At 72.2% G+C, this 20,078-nt stretch carries 17 protein-coding genes; 11 read left to right on the plus strand and 6 right to left on the minus strand.

What is annotated here, in order from left to right; all coding sequences use genetic code 11:
• Positions 1 to 2 precede the first annotated feature (2 nt).
• The 6 genes from IE273_RS29865 to IE273_RS29890 all read left to right on the plus strand — a co-directional run bounded on the left by IE273_RS29865 (position 3) and on the right by IE273_RS29890 (position 7,158).
• Positions 3 to 752: an amino acid ABC transporter permease gene (locus IE273_RS29865; RefSeq protein WP_189818284.1), complete on the plus strand. Its 750-nt coding sequence runs from the start codon at positions 3 to 5 to the stop codon at positions 750 to 752.
• Entirely contained in the window at positions 749 to 1,519 is a 771-nt protein-coding gene (locus IE273_RS29870) for an amino acid ABC transporter ATP-binding protein (protein ID WP_308437071.1), read from the plus strand. The genes IE273_RS29865 and IE273_RS29870 overlap by 4 nt, the downstream gene beginning before the upstream one ends.
• Positions 1,519 to 2,646 carry a LacI family DNA-binding transcriptional regulator gene (locus IE273_RS29875; RefSeq protein WP_229887678.1) on the plus strand — a complete coding sequence of 376 codons (1,128 nt, stop codon included), beginning with the start codon at positions 1,519 to 1,521 and terminating at the stop codon, positions 2,644 to 2,646. Before IE273_RS29870 ends, IE273_RS29875 begins: the two co-directional genes overlap by 1 nt.
• A gap of 244 nt (positions 2,647 to 2,890) precedes the next feature.
• Complete coding sequence (locus IE273_RS29880) at positions 2,891 to 4,015, plus strand: NAD(P)/FAD-dependent oxidoreductase (protein WP_189818285.1); 1,125 nt, start codon at positions 2,891 to 2,893, stop codon at positions 4,013 to 4,015.
• A 29-nt stretch (positions 4,016 to 4,044) separates the two neighbouring features.
• Complete coding sequence (locus tag IE273_RS29885; protein ID WP_189818286.1) at positions 4,045 to 5,076, plus strand: Gfo/Idh/MocA family protein; 1,032 nt, start codon at positions 4,045 to 4,047, stop codon at positions 5,074 to 5,076.
• 45 nt (positions 5,077 to 5,121) lie between these two features.
• Entirely contained in the window at positions 5,122 to 7,158 is a 2,037-nt protein-coding gene (locus IE273_RS29890) for an oxidoreductase (RefSeq protein ID WP_189818287.1), read from the plus strand.
• Between the two features lie 104 nt (positions 7,159 to 7,262).
• Here the strand turns inward: IE273_RS29890 and IE273_RS29895 are convergent, their stop codons facing one another.
• On the minus strand, positions 7,263 to 7,763 hold the full coding sequence (locus IE273_RS29895) for a peptidylprolyl isomerase (RefSeq protein WP_189818288.1): 501 nt from the start codon (positions 7,761 to 7,763) through the stop codon (positions 7,263 to 7,265).
• 117 nt (positions 7,764 to 7,880) lie between these two features.
• Positions 7,881 to 8,591: an HAD family hydrolase gene (locus IE273_RS29900; RefSeq protein ID WP_189818289.1), complete on the minus strand. Its 711-nt coding sequence runs from the start codon at positions 8,589 to 8,591 to the stop codon at positions 7,881 to 7,883.
• 400 nt (positions 8,592 to 8,991) lie between these two features.
• Between IE273_RS29900 and IE273_RS29905 the strand changes: the two genes are divergently transcribed.
• On the plus strand, positions 8,992 to 9,606 hold the full coding sequence (locus IE273_RS29905; RefSeq protein WP_189818290.1) for a ScbR family autoregulator-binding transcription factor: 615 nt from the start codon (positions 8,992 to 8,994) through the stop codon (positions 9,604 to 9,606).
• 470 nt (positions 9,607 to 10,076) lie between these two features.
• Here IE273_RS29905 and IE273_RS29910 read toward each other — a convergent pair whose 3' ends face one another.
• A complete protein-coding gene (locus tag IE273_RS29910; RefSeq protein ID WP_189818291.1) occupies positions 10,077 to 10,676 on the minus strand; it encodes a DUF6058 family natural product biosynthesis protein in 600 nt (199 codons plus the stop codon).
• A 215-nt stretch (positions 10,677 to 10,891) separates the two neighbouring features.
• Here IE273_RS29910 and IE273_RS29915 point away from each other — a divergent pair, with 215 nt between their 5' ends.
• From IE273_RS29915 to IE273_RS29925, 3 genes are all read left to right on the plus strand, one after another.
• The gene (locus tag IE273_RS29915; RefSeq protein ID WP_189818292.1) at positions 10,892 to 11,164 is read left to right on the plus strand and encodes a hypothetical protein; all 273 of its coding nucleotides are present in this window, start codon (positions 10,892 to 10,894) and stop codon (positions 11,162 to 11,164) included.
• A gap of 595 nt (positions 11,165 to 11,759) precedes the next feature.
• Positions 11,760 to 14,282, plus strand: a complete 2,523-nt coding sequence (locus IE273_RS29920) for an SdrD B-like domain-containing protein (RefSeq protein ID WP_229887680.1) — start codon at positions 11,760 to 11,762, stop codon at positions 14,280 to 14,282.
• 309 nt (positions 14,283 to 14,591) lie between these two features.
• Positions 14,592 to 15,272 (plus strand): hypothetical protein, encoded by a 681-nt coding sequence (locus IE273_RS29925; protein WP_189818379.1) that lies wholly within the window; start codon positions 14,592 to 14,594, stop codon positions 15,270 to 15,272.
• 7 nt (positions 15,273 to 15,279) lie between these two features.
• Here the strand turns inward: IE273_RS29925 and IE273_RS29930 are convergent, their stop codons facing one another.
• On the minus strand, positions 15,280 to 16,491 hold the full coding sequence (locus IE273_RS29930) for a right-handed parallel beta-helix repeat-containing protein (RefSeq protein ID WP_189818380.1): 1,212 nt from the start codon (positions 16,489 to 16,491) through the stop codon (positions 15,280 to 15,282).
• 217 nt (positions 16,492 to 16,708) lie between these two features.
• On the opposite strand from IE273_RS29930, the gene IE273_RS29935 reads away from it, so the two are divergent.
• Positions 16,709 to 17,866: a Dyp-type peroxidase gene (locus IE273_RS29935; protein ID WP_189818294.1), complete on the plus strand. Its 1,158-nt coding sequence runs from the start codon at positions 16,709 to 16,711 to the stop codon at positions 17,864 to 17,866.
• A gap of 63 nt (positions 17,867 to 17,929) precedes the next feature.
• Here IE273_RS29935 and IE273_RS29940 read toward each other — a convergent pair whose 3' ends face one another.
• Entirely contained in the window at positions 17,930 to 18,490 is a 561-nt protein-coding gene (locus tag IE273_RS29940) for a nitroreductase family protein (RefSeq protein WP_189818295.1), read from the minus strand.
• Between the two features lie 129 nt (positions 18,491 to 18,619).
• The gene (locus IE273_RS29945) at positions 18,620 to 19,987 is read right to left on the minus strand and encodes an MFS transporter (protein WP_229887682.1); all 1,368 of its coding nucleotides are present in this window, start codon (positions 19,985 to 19,987) and stop codon (positions 18,620 to 18,622) included.
• Between the last annotated feature and the right edge of the window lie 91 nt (positions 19,988 to 20,078).

Below are 20,078 nucleotides of genomic sequence, written 5' to 3' on the forward strand. Positions count from 1 at the left end.
CCATGAACGCGTTCCTGCACAACTTCTTCGACTGGCAACTGATCGGCCAGGTGCTGCCGGACCTGCTCGGCTACGGGCTGCGCAACACCCTGGTCCTCGCGGTGGCCTCCGCGCTGCTGGGCAGCGTCATCGGCATGGTCCTGGCGGTCATGGGCCTGTCGCACCGCTGGTGGCTGCGTCTGCCCGCCCGGATCTACACCGACCTCTTCCGGGGCCTGCCCGCGGCCCTGACCATCCTCATCGTCGGCGAGGGGGTGTTCTCCGCGCAGGTCAGCTGGCTGACCTCGCCGTACCCGGTGGCCATCCTGGCGATGAGCCTGATGTCGGGTGCGTACATCGGCGAGATCTTCCGCTCGGGCATCCAGAGCGTGGACAAGGGCCAGGGGGAGGCGTGCCGGGCCCTCGGGCTCACCCACGGCCAGGCGCTGCGCCTGGTGGTGGTCCCACAGGGCGTGCGCAGGGTCCTGCCGGCCATGGTCAACCAGTTCATCGCCATCATCAAGGACTCCAGCCTGGTGTACTTCCTGGGCCTGGTCACCAGCCAGCGGGAGCTGTTCCGCATCGGTCAGGACGACGCGATGACGACCGGCAACCTCTCCCCGCTGCTGGCCACGGGACTGTGCTACCTGCTGCTGACCGTCCCGCTGACCCACTTGGTCAACTCCATCGACCGGCGGCTGCGCGAAGGCTCCCGCCCGGCCGCGGCAACCGACGAACCGTCCCTCGTGGACCCGAAAGAGGCGCTGGTATGACGACGCCGGATGTGGCGGTCCCCTCCCACTCGCACCGCTACGAGGGGACGTCGCTCGAAGCCCGCGACGTGCGGATGAGGTTCGGGCCGGTCGAGGTCCTGCGCGGCGCGGACCTCCTCGCCCCGGCCGGCGAGGTGGTGTGCGTCATCGGCCCGTCCGGTTCGGGCAAGTCGACGCTGCTGCGCTGCCTGAACGGGCTGGAGACCCGCTCGGCGGGCCGGATCCTGCTGGGCGGCGAGGACACCTCGACGATGGACATCAACGTGCTGCGCCAGCGGGTCGGCATGGTCTTCCAGCACTTCAACCTGTTCCCGCACAAGACCGCGGCGCAGAACATCATGCTCGCGCTGCGGCACGTGAAGAAGATGCCGCAGGAACAGGCGGAGGCCATCGCCCGGCAGCGGTTGCGGGACGTGGGCCTGGCCGACCGCGCGGGACACCGTCCCACCCAGCTGTCCGGCGGTCAGCAGCAGCGGGTCGCCATCGCGCGGGCCCTGGCCATGGAGCCGCAGGTGATGCTCTTCGACGAGGTCACCAGCGCGCTCGACCCCGAACTGGTCAAGGGCATCCTCCAATTGATGGCAGACTTGGCCCGGGGCGGCATGACCATGGTCGTGGTGACCCATGAGATGGGGTTCGCCCGGAAGGTCGCCGATACGGTGGTGTTCATGGACGCGGGAGTCGTGGTGGAGTCCGGGCCGCCCGAGCAGATCTTCGACGCGCCCTCCTCGCCGCGGCTGAAGACCTTCCTGTCGCAGGTGCTGTGATGTCGGCCGGCACAGGAGCCGCGCCGGGGCGCAGGCGTCCGACGGTGGCCGACGTGGCCCGCGAGGCGGGTGTCTCGGTGGCCACGGCCGGCCGGGCGCTGGGCAACTACGGCCGGGTCGGGGACGACCTGCGCGAGCAGGTGCAGGCGGCGGCGGAACGGCTCGGGTACTCACCCAACGCCGTGGCGCGCAGCATGCGCTCCGGCGGCACGCGCAGCATCGGCTTCGTCGGCGCCGACATCTCCAACCCCTACTTCGCCACCGCGATGCGCGGCATCTGCGACGTGGCCCGCGAACAGGGCTACGAGCCGATCCTCGCCAACAGCGACGACCGGCTGGAGGTGGAGCGCGCCGCGGTCAGCGTCCTGCTGGACAAGCAGGTCGAGGGCATCGTCGTGGCGCCGACCTCGGTCACCGACGTCGCCCACCTGGAGCGGGCGAAGGAACTGGGCGTGCCGATCGTCCTGCTCGACCGGCACATCGGTGCGCTCGAAGCGGACAGCGTGGTGGTCGACAACGAGGCGGCGGCGTACGAGGCGGTCGCGCACCTGCTCGGCCTCGGCCACCGCCGGGTCGGTCTGCTCGCGTGCGTCGACCCCGCGGAGGGCCCGGAACTGGCGGCGCGGACCGGCACCGGACGGCTGACGGTCCGGGGCGCCGCCCGCCCGTCCATCGACCGTATCCGGGGCTACCTGGCGGCCGTGGACGACCACCGGGCGACCTCCTCGGCCGAGCTGATCCAGTACACGCCGCTCAGCGACGCGGCACAGGCCCAGCGGAGGGCGGAGGCCCTGCTGACGCAGCCGCAGCCGCCCACGGCCGTCTTCGCCACCGACAACGTCACCACGCAGGGCCTGTTCATGGCGGCACGCCGGCGTGGACTGGCGATCCCCGCGGACGTCTCCCTGGTCGGTTTCGACGACCTGGACTGGACCACGCTCGTCGATCCGCCGCTCACCGTGGTGGCCCAGTCACCGCTGGACATGGGCCGCGCCGCCGCGGTGCGCCTCTTCGAGCGGATCAAGGGCGACGACCGCCCGGCCGAGCGGATCGTGCTGCCGACCGAACTGGTCGTCCGCTCCAGCACCGCCGAGCACAGCCACGGCGTGCGCGAACATTCCGGCTGAGCCACTCCGACCCCGGCCGATCCCCGTACTGCGACTCCCGGCTGATCCCCCGCACCCCGACCCCGGCTGATCCGCGTACCGCGACCGTCGGCTGATTCCCGTACCGCGCCCGCTCCCGGCTGATCCACCGCGCCCCGCGTCGTCGGCCGGAACACCTTCGGGGCGCCGCACCCGACCCACGAGCAAGTGCCGCGCCCCGGGCGTCTCGTCCATGCCCTTCTCCCGAACACCGAGAGGTTTCCCCATGCGTACTTCCCTTTCCCGCCCCCGCGTCGCCGTCCTGGGCGGCGGTGTCATCGGGGTGGCGACCGCGACGCGGCTCGCCCTCCGCGGAGCACAGGTCGTCCTGGTCACCGAGTCCGAACTGGCCGACGGGGCGTCGGGCCGCTCCCTGTCCTGGCTCAACTCCTTCGGCGGCATGCGCTCCGAGGCCTACCACCGCCTGCGGGTCCTGGGCATCGACCGCTACCGCACCTTCGCCACCCGCGTCCCGTCCTCCGACTTCCTGAGGTTCGACGGCGGACTGACCTGGGCGGCGCCGGGTGAGGACGCGCACCGCGCGGCGTTCGAGCACATGCGGCGCAACGGCTACGACGCCGTGTGGCTGACCCGGGACGAGGTCCCGCGGTGGGCGCCCGGCGTGGACCCGGCCGCGGTCCCCGAGGAGGGCGCCATCTTCAACCCCGGTGAGGGCTGGGTGGATCTGGTCGCGCTCGTCCGGCACCTCGCCGGTGTGTTCACCGAGGCCGGCGGCGTGATCCGCGCCGGTGGCGGCGCCGCCGACGTGGTGGTCGAAGGCGGCCGGGCGGTCGCGGTGCGCACGGGCGCGGGGGAGCGGATCGACGTCGACGCCGTCCTGCTGGCGACGGGCGCCGACGTACCGCGCATGGTGCGCCCCTACGGGGTGCGGATCCCGGACGCGACGCCGCAGGCGCTGCTGGTGCGCACCAAGCCGGTCGACACGGCCCTGCGCGCCACGCTGAACACCCCGCGCGTGGCGCTGCGGCCCGCCCCGGGCGGGGCGCTGGTGATGGACTCCGACGCCTCGGCGGCCGAGGTGGTCGACCACGGGGACGGCAGCTACGAGGTCAAGGACTCCACCGTCGAGCAGTTGCTGCGCGAGGCGACGGCGGTGCTGGCCGGCGGTCCGCGGCTGGAACTGGACTCCTACGGCGTGGGCCGCAAGCCGATCCCCGGCGACGGCGAGCCGGTCCTCGGCGAACTCGACGAGGTCCCCGGCCTGTTCGTCGCGTTCACGCACAGCGGCGCGACCCTCGCCCTCATCGCCGGCGAACTGCTCGCCGACGAGATCACCACCGGCGAGCGCAGCCCGCTGCTGGCCGCGTTCAGCCCCGGCCGCTTCCGCTGACCACCGCCCCACCACAGGAAGGACGACGCATGACCACGCCCGTACGCATCGGTCTGGTCGGTTACGGCTTCGGCGGCCGGCACTTCCACGCGCCGCTGATCGCCTCCGCGCGGGACTGCGCGTTCCTCGGGGTGGTCACCACTTCACCCGAGCGCCGCGCCCAGGTCGCCCGCGACCTGGACCGGCCGACGTACGCCTCGCTCGATGAGCTGGCCCGGGCCGGCGCCGAGGCGGTCGCGATCTCCACGCCGGCGGCCACCCACGTGCCGCTGGCGCGGCAGGCGCTGAAGCTGGGCCTGGCGGTGGTCTGCGACAAGCCGTTCGCGCTCGACGCGGAGTCGGCGCGGGAGACGGTACGCCTGGCGGACCGGCTCGGTGTCCCGCTGACGGTCTATCAGAACCGGCGCTGGGACTCGGACTTCCGCACGCTGCGGCAGCTGGTCGACGACGGGAGGCTGGGCACGCTGATCGGGTTCGAGTCACGGTTCGAACGCTTCGAGCCCGAGCCGGGCCCGCCCGCCGCGGGCGGCGGCACCCTGCTCGACTTCGGCAGTCATCTGGTCGACCAGGCCCTCGTACTGTCCGGGCCCGTTCAGCGGGTGTACGCGCAGACGCACCACCGCGACGACGCAGGCGGCCTCGACGACGACGTCTTCATCACACTGACGCACCGCAACGGCGTGCAGTCACACCTGTGGGGAAGCTGGCGCCAGGGTGCCCCGGGCCCACGCGTCCGGGCCACCGGCACCTCGGGCACCTACGTCGTCGACCGGATGGACGGGCAGGAGGCGCTGCTGGTCGCGGGCGCCCGCCCGGCGTCGGAGGGCGACCGTTGGGGGACCGAGCCCGAGGACCACTGGGGACAGGTGCTGCGTGGAGCGTACGCCGAGTCCGTGCCGTCCGCCCGCGGCGCGTGGGACCTGTTCTACCCCGCCTTCGCCGCGGCGGTCCGCGGCACCGGTGCGGTGCCCGTCGATCCATGGGACGCGGTGGAGACCGCCACCGTGCTGGACGCCGCCCGTACCAGCGCCCACACCGGCCAGGCCGTACGCCTGCCCTGACCCCGCACCCATTCCCCCATCGATCCGGTGAAGGAGCCCAGCCCCGTGCGTGTCAACGACCCCGTCCTGCAACCCCTGCGGATCAACAACCTGACCCTCAAGAACCGGATCTACAGCACCGGGCACGCGCCGTCCGGCTACCTTGACGGCGGCGTGCCGGGCCTGCGGTACGAGCTGTACCACGAGGAGAAGGCCAAGGGCGGTATCGCCCTGACGATCATCGGGGGTTCGAGCAACGTCGCGGCGGACTCCGCCAACGTCTTCGACCAGATCAACGCCGGGGACGACGCCATCCTGCCGTTCTACCGCTCCATCGCCGACCGGGTGCACCGGCACGGGACCGCCGTCATGATCCAGCTCACCCACCTGGGCCGGCGCTCCAAGTGGGACATCGACCAGTGGCTGCCCGCCCTCGGCCCGTCCCCGGTGCGCGAGCGGGCCCACCGCAGCTTCCCCAAGCAGATCGAGCACTTCGACATCGACCGGATCGTCACGGCCTACGGCACGGCCGCGCGAAGGGCACGCGAGGGCGGCCTGGACGGGATCGAGATCGCGGCCATGGCCGGCCACCTGATCGACCAGTTCTGGTCGCCGCGCACCAACCACCGCACGGACGAGTTCGGCGGAACCCTGCGCAACCGGCTGCGCTTCGGCCACATGGTGCTCGAAGAGGTCCGCAGACAGGTCGGCGACGACTTCGTCGTCGGCATGCGCGTCCCCGGCGACGAGGGCGTGGCCGACGGCCTCACAGCCGCCGACTGCGCCGACATCGCCACCGCCATGGCCGGCACCGGCAAGCTCGACTTCCTGTCCGTCGTCTACGGCTCCGGCAACACCGACCGCGAACTGGCCGACGTCATCCCCGTCTTCGGCCGGCCGCTGGGCGCCCACCTCCCGGTGGCGGCCGCGATCCGCGAGGCGGCCGGCGGCATTCCGATCTTCCACGCCGGCCGGATCGCCGACCTGCCCACCGCCCGGCACGCCCTCGACGGCGGTCACGCCGACATGGTCGGCATGACCCGGGCGCACATCGCCGACCCGCACATCGTGGCCAAACTCCTCGACGGACAGGAGGAGCGCATCCGCCCCTGCGTCGGCGCCACCTACTGCGCCTCCCGCGTCGAGACCTTCTGCCTGCACAACCCCGCCACCGGCCGGGAAGAGGTGATCCCGCAGCTGGTCGGCCCCGCACCGGCCGGCAAGCGGGTGGTCGTGGTCGGCGGCGGTCCGGCGGGACTGGAGGCCGCCCGCGTCTGCGCGGCACGCGGTCACCAGGTCACGCTGCTGGAGGCCGCCGACCGGCTCGGCGGGCAGGTGATCCTCGCCGCCCGCACCCCACGGCACGCCGAGAAGGCCGGCATCGTCCACTGGCTGGCCAAGGAGGTGGAGCATCTGGGGGTGACCGTCCGACGCGGCTGCCTCGCGGAGCCCGCCGACGTCCTCGCCCTGCGGCCCGACGTCGTGGTGCTGGCCACCGGCGGTCTCCCGGACACCGCCGTGGGCCAGAGCGGGGAGGAACTGGTCGACTCGACCTGGGACGTACTCGGCCGCAGGCCCCGGCCCGGCCACCGGGTACTGATCTTCGACGACCACGGCGGGGAGCAGGCACTGACCGCGGCCGAGCACCTGGCTACCGCCGGCGCGCACGTGGAGCTCGTCACCCCCGACCGGACGGTCGGCGCCGATGTGACCGGTACCCTCTACCCGGACTACCTGCGCGCCCTGTACGCACACGGCACGGTGCTGACCCCGGACCATCTCCTGCGCGCGGTCCGCCGCGAGGGCGGCGCACTGGTGGCCACGCTGGTCAACGCCTACACCGACGCGGTGTGCGAGCGGACGGTCGACCAGGTCGTCGTCGAACACGGCACCACCCCGGCCGACGACCTGTACCACCGGCTGCGGGCGGGCTCCCGCAACCTCGGCGAGACCGACGTGACCGCGCTGGCCGAGGGCCGGCCACAGGACCGGGTGACCCATGAGGGCGGGACCTACCAGCTGTTCCGCATCGGTGACGCGGTGGCCCACCGCAACGTCCACGCCGCGCTCCTCGACGCCCGGCGGCTGTGCGGGTCCCTGTAGGACCCCATCGCTCCGGGGCGTACCGACCGGCGCCCGGGGACGGCCCGCCGGGGCTGCCGAGGACGTGTCGCGCGAGCGACCCTCGGCAGCCCCGGGCAGACGGGTCAGAGCTGGCCGGACTCGGCGATGGTGATCTTCGCGGAGGTACGGCCGCTGGGGGAGGAGCCGAGCGCCTCGATCCTCTTGACGAGGTCCATGCTCGCGGTGTCGGCGACCTCGCCGAACACCACGTGCTTGCCGTCGAGCCAGTCGGTCACGATGGTCGTGATGAAGAACTGCGAGCCATTGGTGTTCGGGCCGGCGTTGGCCATGGACAGCAGGCCCGGCCGGTCGTGCTTGAGGGTGAAGTTCTCGTCGGCGAACTTCTCGCCGTAGATGCTCTTGCCGCCGGTGCCGTCGCCCCGGGTGAAGTCACCGCCCTGGAGCATGAAGGCGGGGATGACACGGTGGAAGGAGGAGCCCGCGTAACCGAAGCCCTTCTCGCCGGTCGCGAGGGCGCGGAAGTTCTCCGCCGTCCTCGGAACCACGTCGTCGAACAGGTTGAAGACGATCCGCCCGGCGGGCTCGTCGTTGATGGTGATATCGAAGTAGACCTTGGTCGTCATGCCCCTATCCTGACATTCGGCCGGGCACCGGTCTCACACGCGGGTCCACCTCTGGCCGGTCCGGCCGTCGCACTGGGTCCTGTCGTCGCGCGGCGGACGGGAGTCTGACGACGGGGTCTAGGGTTCCGGCGCCGCCCCGGGGGTGTCGCAGGAGTCGGCCCAGGTCAGCAGTTCGGGGGCGCCCAGCGCCGGTAACCACCAGTCGGCCCGGGTGGCGCCGTCGCCCGGCGGCCGGGGGCCGACGCCCAGGACCCGCAGTCCGGCGCGGCGGGCCGCTTCCACACCGGTGAGGGAGTCCTCGACGGCCAGCGCCCGGTGCGGGCGGACACCGCAGAGCCGGGCCGCCTGGGCGTAGAGGTCCGGGTGCGGCTTGGGACGCAGACGGTCCCCGGTGTCCGGGACGACGATGTGCTGGAAGTGCGTGAGCAGCCCGGCCCGTCCCAGGCTGCCTTCCACCACCACTCTCGGGCAGTTGCTGGCCACCGCCAGCGGCAGCCGGGCGGAGAGCAGCCGGACGAGCCGGGCCGCGCCCGGCATCGTCACCGGGTCGTCGGTGACGAGCTCCAGGAAGTGGTCGAGGAGGGCGGCCGTCAGGCCTTCCGCCAGTTCCGGCTTGCGCACCGACTGCGCCATCAGCCGGCCGCAGTCCTCGTAGTACAGGCCCGTGGCCTGCTCGGCGAACCCGGGCGGTGGCTGGAGCCCGTACTCCCGGAAGGCCCGGTTGCGGGCGTCCTGCCAGTGGCGTTCGCTGTCCATCAGGGTGCCGTCACAGTCGAAGACGACGGCTTCGGGCGACCAGTCGAGAAGATCGTGGGCCGTGGTGCTCACGGGGGCCTCCTAGGTGTCCGCACGCATGACGTACGACATTTCCGACCATCTACGGGAATCGGAAAGATAGTGACGACTACGTTATTTCCGTCCCGGCAAATCGGGCAATAACTCTTTTCGGTGACTCGACGGCGCCGGGATCCGGGCGTATGGCCGTGCGGCGGCCACGTCGGGCGGTTGGTGATCGGCATCGTCAACACCGCTGTCACCACGCATCAGTTGACACACAGCCGTAGCCGTACGGCACTCTGCATGAACTGGCGCCCCATACCACTCGGCCGCGTTCCCATTCGAAAGAAATACGTAATTACCGCGCGAGTGTGACCTATTCTGCGCCAGGCGTACGCTGGCGCACTAAATTCGTGGCCGGTGGAAGAACCGAGCGAGGGCGGACGGGACGTTGCAGGAACGGGCGAAGGCAACCCGTAGATCACTGCTGGAAGCGGCTGCCCAGCTCTTCGCCGAACAGGGTTACGCGGCCACCAGCGTCAACGACATGAGCGCCCGGTCGGGCCGGACCAGCGGCGCCGTCTATTTCCACTACGCCGGCAAGGAGGGCATCGCCGTCGCCGTCGTCCAGGACCGGTTCGCCACCTGGTCACAGCTCGCCGCACGCTACGCGGACGAGGCGGTGCCCCCGGTGGAACGGCTCGTCGCCCTCAGCTACGACATCGCCCGTGCCCTCGCCGAGGACCCGGTGACGCGTGCCGGCGCCCGACTGTGGGCCGAGCGCGCCACCATCAACGCTCCCCTTCCCGACCCCTTCGCGCTGTGGACCGCCGCCGCCACACGACTGCTCGCGCAGGCCCGGCTCGCCGGCCATCTGTACGCGCACATCCGCCCCGCCCGCACGGCCCGGACCCTGGTGCGCGCGTTCTTCGGCCTCTGCGCCCTCACGGAGGCGCTCGAAGGCACGGCCGTCGTCACCGACCGCCTGACCGACTGGTGGCAGCTGACGCTTCCCTCCCTCCGCCCGCACCCAGCGCGCGCGGAGGACCCGCGGGCGGACCGCTGACACCCGGCGCTCCCCGTGCGGGCAGTCCGGCGACCCGGCGCCCGGCGTCGTGGCCGTCACCGACCTCGCCGAGACCGGCCGGCCGGGCGGGTCGTAGGCGGCGGGGCGGCGGGGCGGCGGGGGTGCCGTACGCCGCGTTCATGCGCCAGACGTCCAGCTCCACGGCGTGCGCGGGGCCGCTCTCGGAAGCCCTCGCCTTCGCGAGCGCGGTCGGCTCCGGCATCACCGGCCGGCGTCGGCGTCCAGCGCCTCCACGCGGTCCTGGACCACTGCACCGGGACATCCTCACCGTGCTGACGCGCACCGGCGCCCTTGCCGAGGCGGCGCGGAGGGCATCCTCCCGCGCCGGACAAGCAGGCACCGAGCTCGCCGGTCTGCGGGGCGTCGGCCCACTGGCCGAACCGGCCGCATCGGCGGCCGGCAAGGGCCGTCTCCGCCGCAAGACGGTTCCCGACCTGATCGCTTCCCGGTCACGGGCGCGGGAAGCGGGCGCGCATGGCGTCGACGCAGGTGTCCCGGGACGTGGGTCCGCCGAACCGGAGACGGTCGTAGGCCGTGAACGCCGGTTCCAGGGCGTCGAGTTCGTCGACCAGAGCGTGCAGCCGCTCAGGGCACCGCGCCGAACCGGCGTCCAGTTCGTTCGCCGCGGCACCGATCGCGGTCGTCAGGTAATCCTTGCGCTGGATGGTGGCCGGGGTCACCGAGTGCAGACACACGTACTGTCCGCTGAGGTACGCGTCCCACTCCGCCCCACCGGTGACCGGGTCGGCCCAGTGAGCGGTGAACCACGCTTCGAGCCGGTCCACGCCGCCGGCCTCGTCGGCGAGGGCGAACAGGTCGGCCGGCACCATCTCGGCACCGTCGGAGCGCAGATACCCCGGAAGCGGCAGGCGCCGCTCCAGCATCAGCCGGCGGACCGCATCGGCTTCGCGGCCATGGACCGCGCACAGGTCCTCCAGGGCGATGAACTGCGCGCTGACGTACACGTCATCCGCGTCGGTCATCGGATGGTCGCCGTTGACCTCCTGGAACCGCTCGACGAGCTGCCGCCTCAGGTCCGTCTCCGTCATGGGGTGCCTCCGGCGTCATCGGCGCGGGCATCTCCCGCACAGGACTCCGCACGCTACGGGCCGGACGGTTCGGCACTCACCGAACCGTCGTGGACCCGCGGAGACGGCCAGGGTCGCGCCGGCTCGACGAGAAGACCGACGGCAACCGGCGCTCAGGTGCCCGCAGTTGACGTCGGCGAGCCCGCGCTGTCAGTGGCGGATGCGAGGCTGAACGGATGGACCGTTACGAGGAGCAGCTGCTACGCCGCCGGGTCTACGGCGCCGACCACGACCATCCGGGCCCGCGGCCGGACCGGCGCTACGCCGAACTGGTCGGCGGGCCGCTGGACGGCCTGCTGCTCGACATCACCGGCTGGACGCATGACGAGGTCGGCACGGGCGTCGCACTGGCCACCGAGCTGGGGCGGTTCGGCGCCGGCGGCCGGGCGATGTACGACCCGCGCCCCGGTGACCCGACCCGCTTCGACTGGGCCGGCGACACCCCGTGACCGTCCGGGGCTCCGTCCACCGCGCCCGAGTCGCCCTCGCCGTCGGGATCGTCGCTGAGCCGGCACGGCATACGAGTTATCGGCCATGTCCATGGCGCGGCAAGCGAACCGGACCGATTTTCGACCGCGCAACGTCCCTGGGTGACGAGCACGTCCCGGACGCGTCATCCGGACATCGCGGACCCGAATGGACCAGATTCGGCCACCACTTGGCTGCCGAACATTCTTCCGGTCGGCATTCTCCGAGCGCTCGGAAAATATCGCGGGTTCCGATGGATGCGAGGGGTTCCGGGGTTCTGGTGGTGGCGGCGAGACTCCGGGGATAGGATATCGCGCGCTGCACGCGGAGGCGGTCGGCGAGGTCGGGGGCGGGGGCGGGGGCATCGTGATTGAGCTGGAAAGACACGCAACGCGGGGCGGTTCCGCCCGAGGTCGTGAACGCGCGTTCGCTCTTCCTGGCCTGCGGTGCTTACGACTCACCCACAAATTCCTCATATGATCACCGCAAAGCGGTCCACGCAACAGCAGTGGGCCATTTTTTCTTCCGTGCCGTTCCCTTCGTTTCCACGACGAGAGAAGTGTGGAGTGTGATGCCATGAACCGAATCGGCAGAGACTCGCGCCGGTTACCCTGGAGGCTCGCGGAGCCGCCGACGCGCATAGCTTTATCCGTTCTTTTGCTGGCGGGCGGCGCCGTAGGAGCGACGGCTGGACCGGCCTCCGCCTCGGCCGCCGACGGCACGCTGACGGTTCAGGTGCTGCGCGACTTCTTCGGCACCGGCGTGATCAACACGACGATGGACGTGCCGCAGCGGGGCATGAAGGTCAAGATCTCCGACCCCGATGGGCACGTCGTCAACGGCGTCACGGATGCCACCGGAAAGGTCGTGGTTCCGCCGTCGACCGTGCTGAGCGGCGGCCGGTACCGCGTCGACGTCAGTGTCCCGGCGCCGTACAACGGCTATCTGCGGGCGGCGCCCGCGTCGACGGGCGAGAACCACTTCGACAGCTTCACGTCGTTCGTGGACGTGTCGGACGGGAAGAACGCCTCCGTGGTGACGGGGGTGTGGGATCCGGCCGACTACGCGCTGCCGGACTCGCGGTACTTCGTTCCGGTCCACAGCGGCCCCAACAGCACCGACAACCGGGCGTTGGTGGCGTTCGGGACGAAGGTCCGGGGCACGTGTCCCACCGATGTGGCGTGCCCGGCCACGCTGGCCACGCAGGACCAGGTGGGCACGACGTTCGGGCTGGCGTACGACACGAACCGGACCCGGCTGTTCCAGAGCGCGTTCGCCCGCCGGTACGCCCCGTACGGGCCGCAGGGCGGAGGTGCGATCTACACGGTACCGGTCAACGGCTCGGGCGCGCCGCAGCTGTTCGCGCGCGTACCCGACGCCACGGTGACGGCGCACGACACCGCCAACATGATCAAGGATGCCGGGTTCACCGACGTACCGGGCAAGGAGAGCATCGGTGGTCTGGCCCTGTCGGAGGACGGCTCCACGCTGTACGCGGTGAACCTGCGGACCCGCAGCCTGGTGAGCTTCGACGCGACAGGGGCCACCGCCGCGGCGCCCAAGTCGACGGTCCCGATCCCGGACCCGGGGTGCGCGAGCGCCGACGACTGGCGGCCGTTCGGTCTCCAGGTCCACAACAACACGCTGTACGTGGGCGGCGTGTGCAGCGCGGAGAGCACGCAGCAGCGCGCGGACCTGAAGGCCTACGTCTCCACCTACGACGGCAAGCGGTTCACCACCGTACTGAGCCACCCGCTCACGTACGAACGCGGCAGCGTCTTCGGTTCCGGCGACAAGGCCACCCACTGGAACCCGTGGAACACCAGCCTGGGCACGTGGGACGACCGGAAGTCGGGCAACGTCTTCATCGACCCGCAGCCGGAGCTGTCCTCCCTCGCCTTCGGCCGCGACGGCTCGATGATCCTGGGCTTCCGCGACCGGTTCATGGACGTGCTCAGCTGGGGAGGGCTGGACCCCCGCCCGGGGAACGACACGGCGGAGAACGGCATGTCCGGTGGTGACATCACCATGGTGTGCGCCACTCCCACCGGCGAGTACCAGTGGGAAGGCACGGGGAACTGCCCCAACCACGCCACCCCCGCCAACAGCGGCGGCCAGCCCGCCGGTGTCGTCGAGTACTTCCCGGGCGACTCCTACGCAGGCGCGCACCAGGAGACCGCGCTGGGGTCGGTGGCCTACATCCCGCAGCAGCAGTGGGTCGTCAGCACGGAGTTCGACCCGGTCGTCAACGTCGCGACCTCGGGGACCGGGTACCACGACATCACCACCGGTGAGGGCCCGGGCAACAACCCGACCGCCAACGGGTTCCAGTTCGTCAGCCAGGCACAAGGCGGGTTCGGCAAGGCCGGCGGGCTCGGTGACATCGCGTACGCCGCGGCGAACGCGCCGATCCAGATCGGCAACGTCGTGTGGTTCGACGGCGACCACAACGGGATCCAGGACCCGGGGCACGTGCTGCTGCCGGGGGCGACGATCAACCTGCTCGACAAGGACGGCAAACAGGTCGCCACGACGAAGACCAATGCCGCCGGCGAGTACTACTTCGGTGGTGTCGGCGCCGCGTACGAGCTCACACCGGGCGCGAAGTACACGGTGCAGTTCGACGTGTGCACCGCGGACACCAGCCAGGTGCCCGAGCAGCCCCCGGCGAGCCGACTGAGGTTCACGCTTCCGCGGGCCGGTGCCGACCGTGCGCACGACTCCAACGTGACCCCGCCGACCAGCGGACCGTTGTGCAACGGCTACGCGCCCGTCACGGCGCCGGAGAAGCCGGGCGGGGTCGATCACACGATCGACGCCGGGGTGTACATCTGGAAGAAGGCGCCGACCCCGACGCCGACTCCCACTCCGACGCCGACATCCACCTCGAAACCGACTCCGACGCCGCCCGGGGCCTCCACGCCCCCGTCGCCCGCGCCGCCTGCCAACCACCCGGCCCCGGCCGGTGGGGGCGGGGGTTCGATGGCGAACACCGGTACGTCCGGGCTGGCGGAGATGATCGGCCTCGTCGGTCTGCTGGTGGGTGCGGGCGTGGTCATCGCGTTCGTGGCCCGGCATCGTCGCGCCCGGCAACACTGAACAACCGCACGACAGTGATCCGCGCCGTCCGCGATCCGGACGGCGTGGATGGGCAGATCACGTCACGGCCGGTCCATGAGGGCCGGCCTTGGCGTGGTCCGCCACCGGACTGCCGAGTGCCGTCGCGAGCCCGCGGCGGCCGGACGGCTGGTGAGGGAAAGGATGAAGCGGAGAGTGTCAGCGTCGAACCGCGTGCGGAGCCTGAGGACCCGGCAAGCCCCACCAGGCCGTCCGGCCGGCCGGCGCCGATGGCCGCGGTCGCGCCGGGGCGCGACCGTCATAGGCGTCGTGGCCGTCGCCGTGGCCGCTGTGGCCGCGTTCCTGATCGCCGACGGCGGCTCCGGCGCCGAGGGTCCGCGCTCGCTGACGACGGACGAGGCGAGCCGGCTGGCGATCACGCGATTCCGCAACTACCAGGCGAAGGGCCGCGCGGTGACCATCACCGTGCCGGGCACCGCCGGCGGGCTGACCGTCACCGGGTCCGTCGACTACCGGCACAAGGTGGGGTACGGCGTGGTGCACGGCACCGGGCGCGGCAGGTCCAGCGACGGGCTGATCCAGTGGACGCCCACCTCGGTGCGCGTCCGCCCGATGACGGACGCCCCGGCGCACGCACCCGCGTCGCCGCCCCGTTCCGGCTGGTACGACCGTGGGCTGCTGGCGTCCGGCAGTGCGCTGGACACCTCCCTGTCCATCGCGCTCGGTCTCGGCGGCGACCGGCCGGACAACGCCGAACTGCTGCCGCAGAACGGCGCCGCCTGGTGGGGGCGGGAGCAGGTGGACGGGCACCGGGTCGACGTCATGACCGGGCCGTCCTCGTCCGACCGCTCCGGTACGGCGGGCAACGTGCGCTACTGGATCGGCTCCGACGGCACCATGTACCGGGTCCGCGTCAGCGTGGGGTCGCAGCCGGAGCCGGTAGTCATCGATTTCGACACCCATACCTACGTTCCGGTCAAGCCGGTACCCGGGACCACCCCGGCCCGGTAGCCGCTGTTCAGGACGTCCGCACCCGCGCGTTCACGGCGAGCAGGGACGTCGGCGGCACCCGGACGCCCTCCGTCCTCGGCAGGGCCGGGACGGGCGGGACGACGGTGGCGCCCGCGGTGGCGGCGCCGGGGAACTGCGGCTGCGGAGCAGGCGCCGCGACCTCGGTGAACGGGATGCCACCGGGCGCCGTCGGCGCCGCCCACCTTCCGGCCGGCGAGGACGCCCCGGCCGGAGACGGGCAGGCCGCGGTCGTCACGAGCCGGGCGGGCACCGTGGTGCGCAGATCGTTGCCCCGCAGGCAGTTGGCCCGTCCCCCCGTGGCGGTGGGGAACGTCCAGCCGACGTCGACGCCGTTGCCGGTGAACGTGTTGTCCACGATCTGGTTGCCGACCGGAGGGAGGTCGGCGGTCGCGGTGATGACCAGCCCGGCGTTGCTGTTGTCGGCGATGCGGTTGCGGATGAACCGGTTGTCGCTGCCGCCGTCGATACCGACGCCGGTGCCCCACCCGCCGTCGGCCTGCTCCGGGGTGGCCGTCTGCTGGTTGGCGGCGATCAGATTCCCCGCGATGACGGAGCCCTTCTGCGGGAGCAGTTTCTCCTGGTGGTCGGAGTTGGTGGTCATGCCGACCCGGTTGCCGACCAGGCGGTTGCCGACCACGTACATGTGCTCGCTGGCGTTGGTGCCTTCGTAACCGACCGCGTTGAGTTCGGCGACGTTGTCCCGCACCACGATGTTGCAGGGCTTGCACTGGCCGACGTAGATCCCCGAGTCGGCGCCCCCCGACGCGTAGGAGTGCTCGATGGCACCGTTCTGGGCGGAGAACGCGTAGATGCCGTACAGACCGTTTCGGGTCGCGGTCACGTGGGAGACCAGGAACGACTTCAGGAAGGTGACGGGCTCGTCGCCGGTGTCGTAGCCGCCGCTGCCCCCCGGCAGACCGGCGGCGGCCTTCGCCGAACCGGTGACCAGGACCCCGTTCTGCGTGTTGTTCCGTACGGTCAGGTTCTCCACGGCCACCCCGGGCGCCGAGACGACGACGCCGTTCGGCTGCCGCAACCGCCCGTCGATGACGACCTTGTCCCGGGACAGACCGCGAAGAGTGATGCGCTCCGTGTCGACCTTCACCGACTCGTGGTACACGCCCGGCGCGACCAGCACCAGGTCACCGGGCCGGGCCAAGGACACCGCATCCGAGATCGTCGGGGCATCGGCCGGCACGCGGATCGTCACGTGCGCACCGGCCGGACGCCGGCCTTTGCTTGATCCGCCATCGCCGCCGCCGCAGCCTGCCACCAGTGTCAGCGTGCCCACTACCGCCGCCAACACGCGAAGAGCTAATCGAGGCATGATCCCAGTCTGGCATGACGCCCAATTCCACGCCAGAATCATGAGGTTGACCGGCACGCACGATCCAAGGTGTGGCACTCTGCACCCCATGCGCCGAGCCGATCACCACCCGTCACGCCGCACGTTCCTCGACGTCACCGGCACCATGATGGCCGCCGGTCTGACCGCCGGGTGCACATCGGACTCCGCCCGGCCGGGCCGGCACGCCCCCGCCCCGGGGGCCACGCCGATGCCGGTTCCGGCGACGGGCCGCCATCAGGCGGGCATCACACTTCCCCAGCAGGCCCAGCCCAACCTGCTCGCCGTGGTGGCCGACGTCGACGACACCGCGGCTCCCGGCCCGTTGCTGGCCGAACTCGGCCAGGCCATCCGCGCACTCACAGCGGGGACCGACACGCGGCTGCTGGGCCTGCCGCCGGGCGACCTCACCGTGACCGTCGGCGTGGGCCCCCGGCTGGTGCGCACGGCCGGTGCCTCGCTGCCCGGCGCGGCCGACCTCCCGCGATTCTCCCGCGAGCGGATCGCCCCGCACGCACGCGGCGGTGACCTGCTGATCCAGATCTGCGCCGGCGACGCGCTGCTCCTGCCGGTCGTCGCCGCCGCGCTCCTGGACCACGCCGGTGACCGCGTCCGCGAACGCTGGCGGCAGTCCGCACGCCGCGGTACGAACGTGTCCGTCGGCAACGGCCTCACCGCGCCACGCAACCCGCTCGGTTTCATCGACGGCATCGTGGGTCCGCACACGACCGCCGAACAGGAACGCGACCTGTGGCTGGCCGGGCCGCCCGCGGTCGCCGGCGGCACCCTGGCCGTACTGCGGCGTATGGAACTCGACCTGACGCGGTTCGCCGCCCTGTCCGTGGCCGAACAGGAAGCGGTCTTCGGGCGGCGCCGGGCCAGCGGCGTCCCCCTCTCCGGCGGCACCGCGGCCTCGGGCCCGGAACTCGGGGCCAAGACACCGGACGGGCGCTATCTCGTCCCCGCGGACGCCCACGTGCGCCGGGCGCACGCCACCGTGGTCGGGGTCGGCCTCATGCTCCGCCGCTCCTACAGCACCGACCAGCCCGCCCCCGGCCTGCTCTTCATCAGCTTCCAGAACGACCTGCGGACCTTCACCGCCACCCTCACGCACATGGAAACCTCCGACGCACTGCTGTCCTTCACCACCACGACCGCGAGCGCGACGTTTCTGATCCTCCCCGGCTTCGACCGCCAACGCCCGCTCGGTTCCCAGCTGTTCGGCTGATCATGGTCGGCTCATGGCCCGGGGCGGCACCGGCGCGGGCCGGAACGAACCACGCCCCGGCTGTTACTCCGCCGGTGACCAGGGGGCGGAGCGCAAGTCCGCGACGCCGCGCCGCTCCCGGCCCCGGGGAGGTCCGCCGGCCGCCTTGCCGATCGCGACCATGGAGACGATCGCCCAGCCCGGGTTCGGGTCCAGTTCCTTGGTGAGCCCTTCCAGGTCGAAGGCCCGGAACTGGTGTGCGGCCAGTCCCATGGCCTGGGCCTGAACAGTCATGTGGGCGACGGCCTGGCCGAGGTCGTGGTCCGCGAACTCCGAGTAGAGCAACCCCGTGTCATCGACGTGCCGGCGCGTCAGCGTGACGACGAGCAGGCCCGCATCCGTCGCCCAGCGGGCCGAGCTCGGCGCGAGGTGGGGGAGCAGCCGGTCGTGCTCCGGCTCACCCGGCCTGCCGACGAAGAAGCCCCACGGCTGGGAGTTACCCGCCGACGGTGCCCACCGCGCGGCCTCCAGCAGCAGCCCGAGCGCGTGGTCGTCGACGACCGCGGACGGGTCGAACCGGTAGGGGCTGAAGCGCCCGGCGAGCAGCGGGTGTATGCCGCCGGGCGGCTCCTGGGGATGGGGCATGTTCCGCTGCAACCGGCGACGGCCGGCGCGTATTCCGGCCGCCGCGAGCGCGGGCACCGCCCACGCCGGACGAGCTGCCGGACCAAGACCAACGGGACGGAGGGGCGTTGCGCTCGTCGTGGCCGCTGATCACCGGGTCGTGCCCCCGGGTGTCAGCGCGAAGGCCGGCCAGGCGAGGGCGCACAGGCCGCCCGACAGCAGCAGTGCCCATCCCGTGCCGGCGGTCGCGGCGGCGCCCATGAGGGCGACACCGAGGGTGGCGCCGATCTGGCGGACGGCGTTGAGCAGGCCGCCGACCGAGCCGGCCGTGCCAGGCGGGGCGGCGCCGATGACGGCCGCGACGAGGGCCGGCAGGATGAAGGAGATGCCGAAGCCGGTGAGGAGCAGGCCCGCCGCGAGCCAGCCGTAGGCGCCCTCGGCGAAGACCGTGCCGGCCAGGACCGTGCCTCCGGCGGCCAGGAGTGCCAGGCCGGCCACGATCGGGGGCCGTGGGCCGGTGCGGGCGACGATCCTGCCGGTCAGTGGCGGATTCGCCGCGAAGGGGACGGTCAGCGGCAGGAAGGCCAGGCCCGTCTCCAGGGCGCTCAGATGACGTTCGCGCTGGAGCAGCAGAGGCAGCACGAACAGGGCGCCGGACAGGGCGAAGTTGGTGACCGCGCCCGCCATCAGCCCGGCCCGTACCGGTGCCGACCGCAGCAGCGTCCGGTTCACGACCGGGGCCTGGCTGCGTCGTTCGAGCAGGGCGAACACCGTCACCGCGATGCCGAGCCCGCCCGCCGACCACGCGGTGTGGACCCATGCGCCCGCGCCGGCGGCGATCAGTACGTCCGTGAGCAGCGCCAGCACCACGACAGCCGCGGCCTGGGCCGGCCAGTCGACGCGGTGGGCGCCGCGTGGGCAGCGCACCGCCCGACCCCAGGTCAGGGCCAGTACCAGCAGCCCGAGGGGCACGTTGACCAGGAACACCGCCCGCCATCCGGCCGCCTCCACCAGGGCGCCGCCGGCGATCGGGCCGGCCGCGACGGCCGCCCCGCTGACCGCGGCCCACACCGAGATCGCGCGGGCCCGTGCCGCGGGCCGCGGGTAGAGACGGGCGATCAGTGCCATCGAGGCCGGAACACAGGCGGCTGCCGCCGCCCCGGACACCGCCCGCAGGACCAGCAGCGCACCCAGGTCCGGGGCCAGGGAGCTCAGCAGGGACGCGAGCGCGAACACGGCCGTGCCGGTACGGAACACCCGGTCGGCGCCGAACCGGTCGGCCGCCGCCCCCGCCGACAGCAGCAGGGCCGCGAACACCACGGTGTACCCGGTGGTGGCCCACTGGAGGCCGGCCATCGACGTATGCAGCGACGCGGCCAGATCGGGTTCGGCGACGGACAGCACGGTGGTGTCGAGCAGCACCATGAAATAGCCCAGCGACACGCCGGTCAGCGCGCCCGCGCGCCTCGCCCGGGACGGCGCGGGCGGCGTGGGCGCGCCAGGGTCCACCGCGGTCATGGAATTCACCACAGTCATGGAAGAGGAAGCCTCCGGTGAGCAGCGAGATCGGTCACGCCGCCCACCTTCGGTCCGACCGGGCGGGGCGCTC

This window comes from Streptomyces olivaceoviridis (genome assembly GCF_014650115.1).
GTDB lineage: Bacteria > Actinomycetota > Actinomycetes > Streptomycetales > Streptomycetaceae > Streptomyces > Streptomyces olivaceoviridis.